This window comes from Vulcanococcus sp. (assembly GCF_044369115.1).
GTDB lineage: Bacteria > Cyanobacteriota > Cyanobacteriia > PCC-6307 > Cyanobiaceae > Vulcanococcus.
The window spans coordinates 1-10,403 of the sequence record NZ_JBIPMN010000090.1; the positions used below are offsets into that span (position 1 = coordinate 1).

Annotated in this window: 15 protein-coding genes; 7 read left to right on the forward strand and 8 right to left on the reverse strand. The window is 65.7% G+C overall.

Annotated features, from left to right (window positions below):
• Window positions 1-2,206, forward strand: a 2,206-nt coding sequence (locus ACIQ2E_RS08340; RefSeq protein ID WP_398328844.1) for a TOTE conflict system archaeo-eukaryotic primase domain-containing protein, incomplete at its 5' end; no start/stop codon positions are given.
• A 206-nt stretch (window positions 2,207-2,412) separates the two neighbouring features.
• On the opposite strand, the gene ACIQ2E_RS08345 is transcribed toward ACIQ2E_RS08340, so the two are convergent.
• The 3 genes from ACIQ2E_RS08345 to ACIQ2E_RS08355 all read right to left on the reverse strand — a co-directional run bounded on the left by ACIQ2E_RS08345 (window position 2,413) and on the right by ACIQ2E_RS08355 (window position 3,281).
• Window positions 2,413-2,622: a hypothetical protein gene (locus ACIQ2E_RS08345; protein ID WP_398328847.1), complete on the reverse strand. Its 210-nt coding sequence runs from the start codon at window positions 2,620-2,622 to the stop codon at window positions 2,413-2,415.
• A 115-nt stretch (window positions 2,623-2,737) separates the two neighbouring features.
• Complete coding sequence (locus ACIQ2E_RS08350) at window positions 2,738-2,956, reverse strand: hypothetical protein (protein WP_398328850.1); 219 nt, start codon at window positions 2,954-2,956, stop codon at window positions 2,738-2,740.
• A 43-nt stretch (window positions 2,957-2,999) separates the two neighbouring features.
• Entirely contained in the window at window positions 3,000-3,281 is a 282-nt protein-coding gene (locus tag ACIQ2E_RS08355; RefSeq protein ID WP_398328853.1) for a hypothetical protein, read from the reverse strand.
• 98 nt (window positions 3,282-3,379) lie between these two features.
• On the opposite strand from ACIQ2E_RS08355, the gene ACIQ2E_RS08360 reads away from it, so the two are divergent.
• From ACIQ2E_RS08360 to ACIQ2E_RS08370, 3 genes are all read left to right on the forward strand, one after another.
• Window positions 3,380-3,904: an AbrB family transcriptional regulator gene (locus tag ACIQ2E_RS08360; protein WP_398328856.1), complete on the forward strand. Its 525-nt coding sequence runs from the start codon at window positions 3,380-3,382 to the stop codon at window positions 3,902-3,904.
• Window positions 3,905-3,968: 64 nt separating this feature from the next.
• Complete coding sequence (locus ACIQ2E_RS08365; protein ID WP_398328859.1) at window positions 3,969-4,385, forward strand: DUF6554 family protein; 417 nt, start codon at window positions 3,969-3,971, stop codon at window positions 4,383-4,385.
• Window positions 4,386-4,440: 55 nt separating this feature from the next.
• Window positions 4,441-4,794 carry a hypothetical protein gene (locus ACIQ2E_RS08370; RefSeq protein WP_398328862.1) on the forward strand — a complete coding sequence of 118 codons (354 nt, stop codon included), beginning with the start codon at window positions 4,441-4,443 and terminating at the stop codon, window positions 4,792-4,794.
• Here the strand turns inward: ACIQ2E_RS08370 and ACIQ2E_RS08375 are convergent.
• Window positions 4,742-6,295: an SNF2-related protein gene (locus ACIQ2E_RS08375; RefSeq protein WP_398328883.1), complete on the reverse strand. Its 1,554-nt coding sequence runs from the start codon at window positions 6,293-6,295 to the stop codon at window positions 4,742-4,744. The genes ACIQ2E_RS08370 and ACIQ2E_RS08375 overlap by 53 nt on opposite strands.
• A gap of 209 nt (window positions 6,296-6,504) precedes the next feature.
• Between ACIQ2E_RS08375 and ACIQ2E_RS08380 the strand changes: the two genes are divergently transcribed.
• A complete protein-coding gene (locus tag ACIQ2E_RS08380) occupies window positions 6,505-6,879 on the forward strand; it encodes an HNH endonuclease (RefSeq protein WP_296451027.1) in 375 nt (124 codons plus the stop codon).
• 28 nt (window positions 6,880-6,907) lie between these two features.
• Here the strand turns inward: ACIQ2E_RS08380 and ACIQ2E_RS08385 are convergent, their stop codons facing one another.
• Window positions 6,908-7,147, reverse strand: a complete 240-nt coding sequence (locus ACIQ2E_RS08385) for a hypothetical protein (protein WP_398328866.1) — start codon at window positions 7,145-7,147, stop codon at window positions 6,908-6,910.
• Window positions 7,148-7,179: 32 nt separating this feature from the next.
• On the opposite strand from ACIQ2E_RS08385, the gene ACIQ2E_RS08390 reads away from it, so the two are divergent.
• Window positions 7,180-8,094 carry an NAD-dependent epimerase/dehydratase family protein gene (locus ACIQ2E_RS08390; protein ID WP_398328869.1) on the forward strand — a complete coding sequence of 305 codons (915 nt, stop codon included), beginning with the start codon at window positions 7,180-7,182 and terminating at the stop codon, window positions 8,092-8,094.
• Window positions 8,095-8,099: 5 nt separating this feature from the next.
• Here the strand turns inward: ACIQ2E_RS08390 and ACIQ2E_RS08395 are convergent, their stop codons facing one another.
• Window positions 8,100-8,258, reverse strand: coding sequence for a hypothetical protein (locus ACIQ2E_RS08395; RefSeq protein WP_398328872.1), 159 nt, complete (start codon window positions 8,256-8,258; stop codon window positions 8,100-8,102).
• Between ACIQ2E_RS08395 and pdxA the strand changes: the two genes are divergently transcribed.
• Complete coding sequence (gene pdxA, locus ACIQ2E_RS08400; RefSeq protein ID WP_398328875.1) at window positions 8,257-9,276, forward strand: 4-hydroxythreonine-4-phosphate dehydrogenase PdxA; 1,020 nt, start codon at window positions 8,257-8,259, stop codon at window positions 9,274-9,276. The genes ACIQ2E_RS08395 and pdxA overlap by 2 nt on opposite strands.
• On the opposite strand, the gene accB is transcribed toward pdxA, so the two are convergent.
• Window positions 9,273-9,746, reverse strand: coding sequence for an acetyl-CoA carboxylase biotin carboxyl carrier protein (gene accB, locus ACIQ2E_RS08405; RefSeq protein WP_398328878.1), 474 nt, complete (start codon window positions 9,744-9,746; stop codon window positions 9,273-9,275). The genes pdxA and accB overlap by 4 nt on opposite strands.
• A gap of 5 nt (window positions 9,747-9,751) precedes the next feature.
• On the reverse strand, window positions 9,752-10,312 hold the full coding sequence (efp, locus tag ACIQ2E_RS08410) for an elongation factor P (protein WP_296366971.1): 561 nt from the start codon (window positions 10,310-10,312) through the stop codon (window positions 9,752-9,754).
• Window positions 10,313-10,403: the final 91 nt, after the last annotated feature.

A 10,403-nucleotide genomic window follows, 5' to 3' on the forward strand; every position in this document is an offset into this window, starting at 1 on the left:
CGGGGAACCTGCCCCAACGGAAACCGCGCCGATTGCGAAGGCAGCACCTGCCAACGGCCCCAGTTCCACGCAGGAGAAGGTGGCGCTGTTCCGGCACCTGTTCCGCGGTCGCGACGACGTCTACGCCCTGCGCTGGCAGAGCAACAGCAACGGGCGCTCGGGCTATGCACCGGCCTGCGCTAATGCGTGGCGCCCAGGCATCTGCGAGAAGCCACGGATCTCCTGCCGCGACTGCAACCACCGCGAGCTGCTGCCGCTCAGCGATGCAGCAATCTACGGCCACCTGGCCGGAGACCACACCATCGGCCTCTACCCCCTGCTGGAGAACGACACCTGTCATCTGGTGGCGGTGGATTTCGATGAGCAGGACTGGCGCGAGGACGCCCGAGCCTTTCTGCGCTCCTGCCGGGAGCTGGCGGTGCCAGCAGCACTGGAGATCTCCCGTTCCGGGGCCGGTGCTCACGTGTGGGTGTTCTTTGAGGAGGCCGTATCGGCGCGGGAGGCCCGCCAGCTGGGGGCGGCCCTGATCAGCCACACCTGCAACGCCACGCGTCAGCTGCAGTTGAGCTCCTACGACCGGCTGTTCCCCAACCAGGACATCCTGCCGAAAGGCGGCTTCGGCAACCTGATCGCCCTGCCGCTGCAGAAGCAACCCCGGCAGCGGGCCTGCAGCGTGTTCGTGGATGACGACCTGCAGCCCTATCCCGATCAGTGGGGCTATCTGGCAGCCCTGCGGAGGCTATCGGTGGCCGGGCTGCAGACCTTGATCCAGAGCGCCACCGGCGGTGGCCATCCGCTCGATCTGGCGTTCATCGATGAGGAGGACCTGGCGACTCCATGGAAGTCAGCGGTGCCGCTATCGCGGCTCAGAGGACCGCTGCCCACTGTCCTCACGCTCACCCTCACGCTCACCCTGGCTGATCGCCTCTATGTGGGGCGCTCGAGCCTGCCGCAGCCACTGCTCAATCGCCTGATCCGCCTTGCCGCCTTCGCCAACCCGGCCTTTTACAAAGCCCAGGCGATGCGCCTGTCGGTGTGGGACAAGCCGCGGGTGATCGGCTGCGCCGAAAACTTTCCCCAGCACATCGCCCTGCCACGGGGCTGCCTGGAACCAGTGCAGACCCTGCTGCAGGAGCAGGGGATCAGCTGGGAGCTGGTGGATGAGCGCCAGAACGGAACACCGCTGGAGCTGGTGTTCAAGGGCGAACTTCGGGGTGACCAGGAGGCCGCCGTGGATGCGATGCTGCGCCATGACATCGGCGTGCTGCAGGCACCGACGGCCTTCGGGAAAACGGTTGTGGCAGCAGCGCTCCTGGCTCGGCGGGGCGTGAACACCCTGGTGCTGGTGCATCGGGCGGAGCTGCTGCGCCAATGGCAGGAGCGGCTCCACACCTTTCTGGATGTCGCTCCTGAGGCGATCGGTTGCATCGGTGGAGGCAAAGCCAAGCCCACCGGCCAACTCGACATCGCCGTGATGCAGTCGCTGGTGCGCAAGGGCGAGGTGAATCCCTTGGTGCAGACCTACGGGCAGGTGATTGTCGACGAATGCCACCACATCGCGGCGGCGTCCTTTGAGGCCATCCTGCGCCAGGTGAAGGCGCGCTACGTGCTGGGACTGTCCGCCACCCTGGTGCGCCGCGACGGTCTGCAGCCGATCCTGTTCATGCAGTGCGGCCCCATTCGCCACACCGCCCAGCGGCCTGCAGGAGCGCCCCAGATCCTGGAGCTGGTGAGCCGCACCCATCAACTCCAGAGGCTGCCAACCGATCTGCCGATCCAGGAGCTGATGCGGCGATTGGCGGAGGACCCACGCCGCACCGAGCGGATCGTGGAGGAGGCTCTTGCCTGCTGGGGTGACGGCCGCAGGTTGTTGCTCCTGAGCGAGCGCACCGATCACATCACGACGATCGCCCACGCGCTGGCCGAGCAGGTGTCAAACCTGTTTCTGCTGCATGGCCGCCTGAGCGCGCGCCAGCGCAGCGCCACCCTTGCCGCGCTGGAAGCGTTACCTCCTGAGACGCCCCGCATCGTGCTGGCCACCGGCCGCCTGCATAGACAACAGAGCGTCAAGACAAGCGTGCGCATCATCGATTGGCTTGATCTCGGCCATCCGATCACGCAACGGATGTGGGAGCGCCGGCTGCGGGGCTATCGGGCGATGGGCTATGCGCTGCTTGCAGATGAGCTATCGATGGCAAGCACCTGATCGAAAGCCTCTCACAGACCTTCTCACATCCAAGCCTGAGGGCTTATGAGACTCGCACCAGTGCAAGCAGTTCGGCTGAACAATCGAGAAGCTTCCCAAGCTGAACGTCGCCGGTTCGAGCCCGGTCACCCGCTTGCCAACAGCAAATTCAGCCCGCAACCTCGCGAACCAGATCCTTTCGAACCGAAAGGGTGGAACAACAGGAATCAGTTGCGTGGCTTAATCAGTTGCAGCACCTGCGGGCCCACACTGCCGGCCCTGCGCTCGCAATCAAGCGACTGCAAGATCAATCGCGCCGCGGTTTCGATTTCCCCCGAGGCAGCGGCGAGCTCAGCCGCCTCAGCGTGGCTAAAAGCCTCTTTCAACAGGTCTTCGCGGCGAGCGGCAGGTGCCGGAGCCTGACGTGTCGCTTGCATGCGTCGACTTTGGCGTGTATCGATGTTAAAGGGCGTGGTGCAAATCCAAGCAGCACGCCCATGCCGATCACGGAATCACAACAGTGATGGAGCGCAGAGTTGATGGCCTGAACGATCAGGTGCCGGGCTCTTCGCGGTTGCCACCCAGTGCATCGATCTGATCGCGGAGCTGGTTGACCCGTTGCTGATCGCCGCGGGTGATCGCTACTGCCAAGGCGAACTCCAGCTTTTCAAGCTGGTGGCCGCCTTCGGCATAACCGCGGTTCTGGCAAGCGGGAGAGCCTGAAGCCTTGCCGGTGGCTGGAGCGGTGCGATGGCTGTTGGAGAAGGCCATGGTTCGCTTTCTTTCCATTGTGGCACCGCTGCCAAGGCACTGCTCAGGCCGCCTGCGCGTCCTCGTGCTGCTGGGGTTCCGACCAAGGAACTCCGTGTTGCTCGGCGCTGGGTTCCTCCTCCAGCAAACTGCGGCAATCAGCCAACAGGCTCGCAACCCGATCCAGGCGCAGCAGATCATCGGGATCCGGCTCAGGCTCAGCCGCAACCCGATTCAGCTGGAGCTCCAGTGCCGCCAGACGCTGCTCCAGCTTCACCAGACGCTGGGAGAGCGCCGAGACGGTTTGCGCCAGATCTTCCGTGGATCGTGTGATCCGGAATGACACCGATTCAGCCGCCATACTGCGCAGTCCAGGGGCCCCGATAACAACACACCAGCCCTCGACCAGCCAGCAGACTTGGCCTGTTCCCGCGGCTGGCTGCCATGAGCTCACCCCTGCAGCTGCTCGCCTATCTGGCGGCCGGACTGGGTGGAGGAGTTTTGGCCCTGCGCACGGGCATCCCCGCAGCGCCCTTGGCAGGCGCCCTGCTGGGGGCTGGCCTGCTCAGCCTCAGCGGCCGGTTGGAAGCCGCCAGCTGGCCCGCCGGTACCCGCACCGCCCTAGAAATCGGCATTGGCACGGTGATCGGCACCAGCCTCACCGCCACAGCCCTGACTGAACTGAGGCAGTTATGGAAGCCAGCCATCGTGATCACGCTCACCCTGGTGGTGGCCGGATTGCTGGTGGGCTTCTGCTGCAGCCGGCTCTTGGGTCTGGATCCGCTGGTGGCGCTGCTGGGAGCAGCCCCAGGCGGCATCAGCGGCATGAGCCTGGCGGGCGATGAGTTCGGCGTGGGTGCCCCGGTGGCGGTGCTCCATGCCGTGCGCCTGATCACCGTGCTGCTGGTGCTACCGGTGGCAATGCGGCTGCTACTGGCCAGTGGCATGACGCCGCCACCCTCGGGCTGAAGCGGCCCGGCCCTGGATCGGTTCGCAGGAGCCCGATACCTTGGGCCCACCACCCGTCATGTTCATGCTGCGCACAACGCTCGACAGGGTTCTGCCGGCCCTAGCCCTCGCCACGGCAATCGTCAGCGCCCTGCCAGTGGCCAGGGCCGCTGAAAACCCTTCAGGCCCCGCCGGGAAAGGAGCGCAGGTGTACTGCTTCATGCGCAACTCGGGCAACAACCATGAGGTGAGCTGGTTGGCCGCCTACGCACTGATCAAGCGCCAGAGCGCCAGTCTGTTCAAGACCTCGCCCGAGCACGCCGCGGTGATGATCACAGAAGCTGTGGTTCAGAACCCGGGCTCCTTCCCCGACTGCGGCAAATACCTCGGTGATCTCTATGCCAGCGCAGCTCAGGAGCAGCAACAACAGCGCGAAGCCGCCACAGGCAGCAGCAGCAGCTCCGAGGGCGGCACAACCCGGAGCGAGCGCTACGCCTACTAAACGAACCGCCCTGGCTTCCGCCACAGCCCTGGCACTGGTGCTGCTCGGGGGGTGCGTGAGCGCCCCGAGCGATCCCACCACCACCCTGCCCGGCCTAGGAGATTGCCTGCGGCAGGTGGAGATCAAACGCCTGAAGAAAGCGCTCAACCGCTGCGATGGCGTGGTGGAAGCCCACCCCCAACAACCGCAGCCCCGCAACGAACGGGCCCTCTTGCACAGCCTGGCCGGCGATAACCAAGCCGCCTGTCGCGACAGCCTGGCGGCCGAACAGCTGCTGAAGCAATTGCCCAAAACAGCGTCGCCCGATCCGTTGCTGGTGGAGGAAATTCAGCTGAGGGCCAAGAGCTGCCGCAGTCTCACAACCGCTCCAGCAGCTGGCGCACCATCCCCGGCAAGCTCCGCCGGCTGAGCAGCTGCTCGATCCGAGCCGCTTTGCTGGCGATCAGATCATCCACCAACTGGTCGGCCACGCCCAACTGCAACCAGTGGCACTGCAGGCTGCCATGCATACCGATGCGGTGGCAGCGATCTTCCGCCTGTTCCGCATCCCCAGGCGTCCAGGGACGCTCCAGCAACACCACATGGCGGGCGCGGTGCAGGGTGAATCCAAGGCCGCCCACCCCGAAACTGGCGATCAGCAGGCGGGCTTCACCCGCTTGAAAGCGATCCACGATCGACTGCCGTTCAGCCGGCGGCTGACGACCCGAGAGCAAGACACCGCCAAGTCGGTTGTGCAAGAGCTCGGCAGCGGCCACAAACGCGCTGAACAGCACCACCGCTTCGCCTTGATCCAGCAGGCGCTGCACCAGGGCTGTGGCCGCCGGCAACTTGTATTCAGCGCTGATCTGCCGCAGGGCCGTAAACACCGCCAACACTTCGGCATCGCGCCGCACCAGCCCCGCCTCGGCCCGGCGGCGGTAGTCATCGATCTTGAGCTGAAGGCGGTGCTGAAAACCGCGCCCTTCCGCCTCGCTGAGCTCCACCGGCACCAACAGCCGCTGCTTAGGAGGCAGATCGAGGCAATCCTGCTTGCGGCGATGCAGCACCAGCGGCCGGGTGAGGCGCTGCAGCTCCGCGAGATGGGTGGCACCCATGGCCTGCCACTGGCGCTTGCCGCCTCGCTCCAGCCAGTGGCCCTGGCAGTAGCGCTCCTCAAAGGCCCGTTGATCAGCCGCCAGGGGATGACCAATGGCAGCCAGCAGAGGAAACAGCTGCACCGGCCGGCCGTTCTTCATCGGCGTGCCACTGAGCAACCACACCGCCCGCACACGTGGATGGCGACTGAGACGCAAAAAGGCCTGGGTGCGGCTGGCTTGGAGGTTCTGGGCGTAGTGGGCTTCATCGGCGATCAGCACCGTGCCCGCGGGTGGCAATCCATCGGGCAGGCGCGCCCAACTGAGCAGCTCCAGCTGCAGTTGCAGCGCCGATGCCTCCTGTTGCCAGTGGCGGTGCAACCCAGCCGGCGCCACCACCACGATGCGGCAGTCGGCCGCACGCACCATCGCCCGCGCGGCCGCAAGGGCCGTGAGCGTTTTGCCCAACCCCATGGCATCCGCCAGCACGGCACCCCGCCGCGCCAGCAACCAACGCGCCGCGGCCCGCTGATGGGCAAACAACACCCGGCCATCCGGCAGGGGCTCCTGCAAATCCGCGAGCTGCACAAGGGCGCGATGGGGTGGTAACGGCGGCAAAGGCTGCTCCAACCACGCAAACCATTGCTGCAGGTCAGGGTCGACGGCAAAACGGCTCCCAAGCTGACGGCGCAGCACCGCCGCGGCCTCCAGCGGAAACTGCCAGCAACCGCGCCGCGCCATCCACTGCCCACGCGGCCGCACGGCCCTCAACTGCGCCTGGGTGACGGCATCGAACGGCAGCTGCACCTCAATGCAACCCGAAGACCCCAAACGGATCAGGCAACGGGGCGGCGCTTGTGACGAGGCAGGCAAGGGACGACGCGGCGTTGCGGGGCCGTTGAATCACTGCATCGTCGCGCAGCGGTATTGATTCTAAGGAACCCTTAGCTGGATGCAAGAACCGTGATCAAGCGTCAAAACTGCATCGCTCGACACATTGACATCCCTGCCACCGCAGGCAAACTCTTAGCAACCGAGCCAAGCGGATGCACGCCAGGGATGCGGTTTTCCTTGAAGATCTGTGCCCCAAACTTCGCGTTCGACGCTGGAGACAAAATCTCCACTCCTTTACACACAAAACCTGTATTTATTGCGGAAAACCATCTGAATCAATCGATCACGTTCTGCCGCAGAGCCGTGGCGGGCTAAGCACCACCGAAAACTGCGTACCGGCCTGTCTGGCCTGCAATGGCCGCAAAAGCGATGCCGATGCCTTCGAGTGGTATCGCCGCCAGCGCTTCTACGACCCCCGCCGCGCCATGGCGATTCGCGCCTGGACCGACGGCGACTTGCGCCTGGCCATGCGGCTGCTGCAGTGGGCGAGCCCGGGTCCTTCAGGCCTGGAACTGCAGGCGGCCTAAACCAACCAGAACCCACCCGCCCGGCCGCTCACCAGATCCGGCAAGCCGCCACACCGTTGTGGCGCTCACAGATCTCCGCCTGAGCGCGTGGCTGCTCCGGTGCCAGCAGGGCTGCGCCCAGCACCAGACCCAACACTGCGGGTAGCAGCAGGCCACTGACGCGGACCCGGGTGCGCGCCGGAACGCACAACGAAGGGCGCTGAAGACCATGGGCCGCAGGCAGCGCATGGGCCACCGGCAGGGGAGTAGAGAAACAGGAAGCGGTCATCGCCGAATCCAAGCAGTGATACAGGTGTACTCATGACCTCCCGCGCTGTCAACCCGGGGGCCAGGGTGCTCGTGGTGGGCGGGGGCTACAGCGGCGAGCGCTTCGCCCGCGCGGCAGCCGCACGCGGCGCCCAGGTGTGGCTCACGCATCGCCGCAGCAAGCCTGAGCAGCCAACCAGTCCGGGTGCTGCAGCACTCCACTGGCTGCACTTCGACGCCGAAGCCCAGGCGATCCCGCCCCTACCCGAGCAGCTCAGCCATGTGCTGATCACCCTGCCGCCCGATGCCACGGGCTCGGACGCTGCGCTGCAGCACCTGCTGGCGCCGCTGTGCCACCAGCCCGTGCGCTGGTTGGGCTATCTCTCCACCACCGGTGTCTATGGCGACAGCCAGGGGGCCTGGGTGGATGAGCACTCCCCCACCCAACCCACGCTGCCCCGCAGCCAGGCGCGGCTGCAGTGCGAGCAGCGCTGGCTGAGCAGCCGGTTGCCGGTGCAGAGCTTCCGCCTGCCGGCGATCTATGGCCCAGGGCGCTGTCCGTTTGAGCAGCTGCGCAGCGGCCAGGCGCGGCTGGTGCACAAACCCGGCCAGGTGTTCTGCCGCATCCATGTGGACGACATCGTTGGAGCCCTGCTGCATGCCACCGATCAAGGGGAGGGGCAGAGGCCCGCCGTGATCAACGTGAGCGATGACGCCCCCTGCCCATCCAGCGAAACGCTGGGATACGCCGCGCACCTGCTGGGCTGCAAGCTGCCGGCTATGCAGCGCTTCGAGGCGATCGCCCCGCAGATGAGCCCGATGGCCCTCAGCTTCTGGGCCGACAACCGCCGCGTTCGCAACCACTTGCTCTGCACTGAACTGGGCTACCGGCTGCGCTACCCCAGCTACAGGGAAGGCTTTGTCGCCAGCCTGGCGGAGGAGCAAGCGCGCAGCGCCAAGCAGCCGTGATGGAATCAGGTTTGTTGGTTGGGTTCCGCCGGAGCATCCGGATCGGGAACAAACGGCACGCCCACGTCGTGCAGGAGCCGGTTCCAGTGCAGCTCCACCCAACCGCTCTCCACCCCTTTCACCAGGCCGAAGGCGATCAGCAGCAACAACAACCAGCGCAGCATGTTCCACTCAGCCAGCCCGACGCACGCTAAGCGGGTTCGCCTGGCCGTCTCCCTCGGAGATCCGGCAGGGATCGGCGCCGAGGTCACACTCAAAGCCCTGGCGCAGTGGCCCGCCGATCAGCCTTCGCCGCTGCTGGTGGGCTGCCGCCGCTGGCTGGAGCACACCTACCAAGAGCTGAAATCCTGCAGCGCAGCCCCCCTCGCCGACCCTGCCGCGCTGGAGGTGCTGGATCTCCCCCTGCAGCAGCCACTGGCACCAGGCCGAGCCGGGGCTGCCAGCGGTGACGCCAGCTTTCAGTGGTTGAGCGCCGCTGTGGAGCAGGTGCAGAACGGCATCTGCAGCGCCCTGGTCACCGCACCGATCGCCAAGCACGCCTGGCACGCCGCAGGCCACCACTATCCAGGACAAACCGAACGCCTGGCCGAGCTGTGCGGCCAGGCAGCCGCCTCGATGCTGTTCACAGCGCGCTCACCCCAGAGCGGCTGGCGCCTCAACACGCTGCTGGCCACCACTCACATCCCGCTGGCGGCCGTGCCGCAGCAGCTGAACAGTGCGTGCCTCAGCCAGAAACTGGATGTGCTGCTGGCCTTCTGCCAGCGCTTCCAGCCGCAGCCAAGGCTGGTGGTGGCAGGCCTGAATCCCCATGCCGGTGAGGCGGGGCAGCTGGGGCGCGAGGAGGTGGACTGGCTGATCCCCTGCCTGAACGGATGGCGGCAGCGGCATCCGCAAGTGGAGCTGATCGGACCGCTGCCACCCGATACCTGCTGGCTCAACGCCGGCCTGGCCTGGCGCGGCGAGCAAGCCTCAGCAGCCGACGGCTACCTCGCTCTGTATCACGATCAGGGCCTGATCCCCGTGAAGCTGCTGGCCTTCGATCAGGCCGTAAACACAAGCCTGGGGCTGCCCTTTCTGCGCACCTCACCCGATCACGGCACGGGGTTTGACATTGCCGGGCGGGGCATCGCCAGGGCAGCGAGCATGCGGGCTGCCCTCGATACAGCGCTCGAGCTGGGTTAGCCCGGCTTCACGCGCATCAGCACCTGACCGAATTCCACGGGGGTGCCATTTTCCACGAGGATCTCCACCACCTCGCCACTCACTTCCGACTCCAGCTCGTTCATCAGCTTCATCGCTTCGAGGATGCAGACGGTCTGGCCGACGTTGATGCGGGCGCCGAGCTCCACAAAGGCCGGATCACCTGGCGAAGGAGCGCGGTAGAAGGTGGCCACCATCGGGGCTTTGATTTCCACCAGATCGCTGCGCACGGCAGGAGCGGCGGGCGGTGCCACAGAAGGTGTGGCTGGAGCGGCCACCACCGGCGCAGGCAGGGAAGCAGGCGCAGCCTGCATCACCACCTGGGGCTGGCTGGCCGGCAGATTGCGGCGCAGTTCCAGGCGGAAGTCGTCGCCTTCGAGTTTGAGCTCCTGGATATCGCTCTCGCCGAGCAGAGCGATCAGCTCCCGCAGTTGGTTGTGATCAAGTTGCATGGCGCTCAGTTCTCGCGGCCGAGATAGCTATCGGTGCGGGTATCGATCTTGATCTTTTCGCCGATCGAGAGGAACAGCGGCACCATCACCTGGGCGCCGGTTTCCACAATCGCGGGCTTGGTCCCGCCGGTGGCGGTGTCGCCCTTCACGCCGGGGTCGGTTTCCGTGATTTCCAGCACCACTGAGTTGGGCAGTTCCACCTCCAGCGGCTTGCCGTTCCAATACACAACATTCACTTCCATCCCTTCCTTGAGGTACTTCCGCTGATCGCCGATCTGCTTGGCGGTCAGGCGGGTTTCCTCGTAAGAGGCCATATCCATGAAGACGTAGTCGTCGCCCTCCATGTAGGTGTGCTGCAGCACAGCCTTCTCCAGCTGGGCCTGGGGCACGGTTTCGCCGGCGCGGAAGGTCTTTTCCACCACGTTGCCGCTCTGCACCGCCTTGAGCTTGGTGCGCACGAACGCAGAGCCCTTGCCAGGCTTCACGTGCAGGAATTCAACAACGCGCCAGACCTGACCATCGAGCTCAATCGTTGTGCCGGTACGAAAGTCGTTGCTTGAGATCATTCCGGCAGAACGGGTCAGGCCGGATTGTACGGCTGTGCCAGAGTCCGGGCAGAAACGAGGCTGCAGCATGGATCTCAAGCGCTGGCTCCTG

Bases quoted from the DNA above. Each gene is read 5' to 3' on its own strand.
- ACIQ2E_RS08345 (WP_398328847.1), bottom strand. From the start codon at position 2,622: ATGCAAGCGACACGTCAGGCTCCGGCACCTGCCGCTCGCCGCGAAGAC.
- ACIQ2E_RS08350 (WP_398328850.1), bottom strand. From the start codon at position 2,956: ATGGCCTTCTCCAACAGCCATCGCACCGCTCCAGCCACCGGCAAGGCT.
- ACIQ2E_RS08360 (WP_398328856.1), top strand. From the start codon at position 3,380: ATGAGCTCACCCCTGCAGCTGCTCGCCTATCTGGCGGCCGGACTGGGT.
- ACIQ2E_RS08365 (WP_398328859.1), top strand. From the start codon at position 3,969: ATGCTGCGCACAACGCTCGACAGGGTTCTGCCGGCCCTAGCCCTCGCC.
- ACIQ2E_RS08380 (WP_296451027.1), top strand. From the start codon at position 6,505: ATGCACGCCAGGGATGCGGTTTTCCTTGAAGATCTGTGCCCCAAACTT.
- ACIQ2E_RS08385 (WP_398328866.1), bottom strand. From the start codon at position 7,147: ATGACCGCTTCCTGTTTCTCTACTCCCCTGCCGGTGGCCCATGCGCTG.
- ACIQ2E_RS08390 (WP_398328869.1), top strand. From the start codon at position 7,180: ATGACCTCCCGCGCTGTCAACCCGGGGGCCAGGGTGCTCGTGGTGGGC.
- pdxA (WP_398328875.1), top strand. From the start codon at position 8,257: ATGTTCCACTCAGCCAGCCCGACGCACGCTAAGCGGGTTCGCCTGGCC.
- ACIQ2E_RS08395 (WP_398328872.1), bottom strand. From the start codon at position 8,258: ATGCTGCGCTGGTTGTTGTTGCTGCTGATCGCCTTCGGCCTGGTGAAA.
- accB (WP_398328878.1), bottom strand. From the start codon at position 9,746: ATGCAACTTGATCACAACCAACTGCGGGAGCTGATCGCTCTGCTCGGC.
- efp (WP_296366971.1), bottom strand. From the start codon at position 10,312: ATGATCTCAAGCAACGACTTTCGTACCGGCACAACGATTGAGCTCGAT.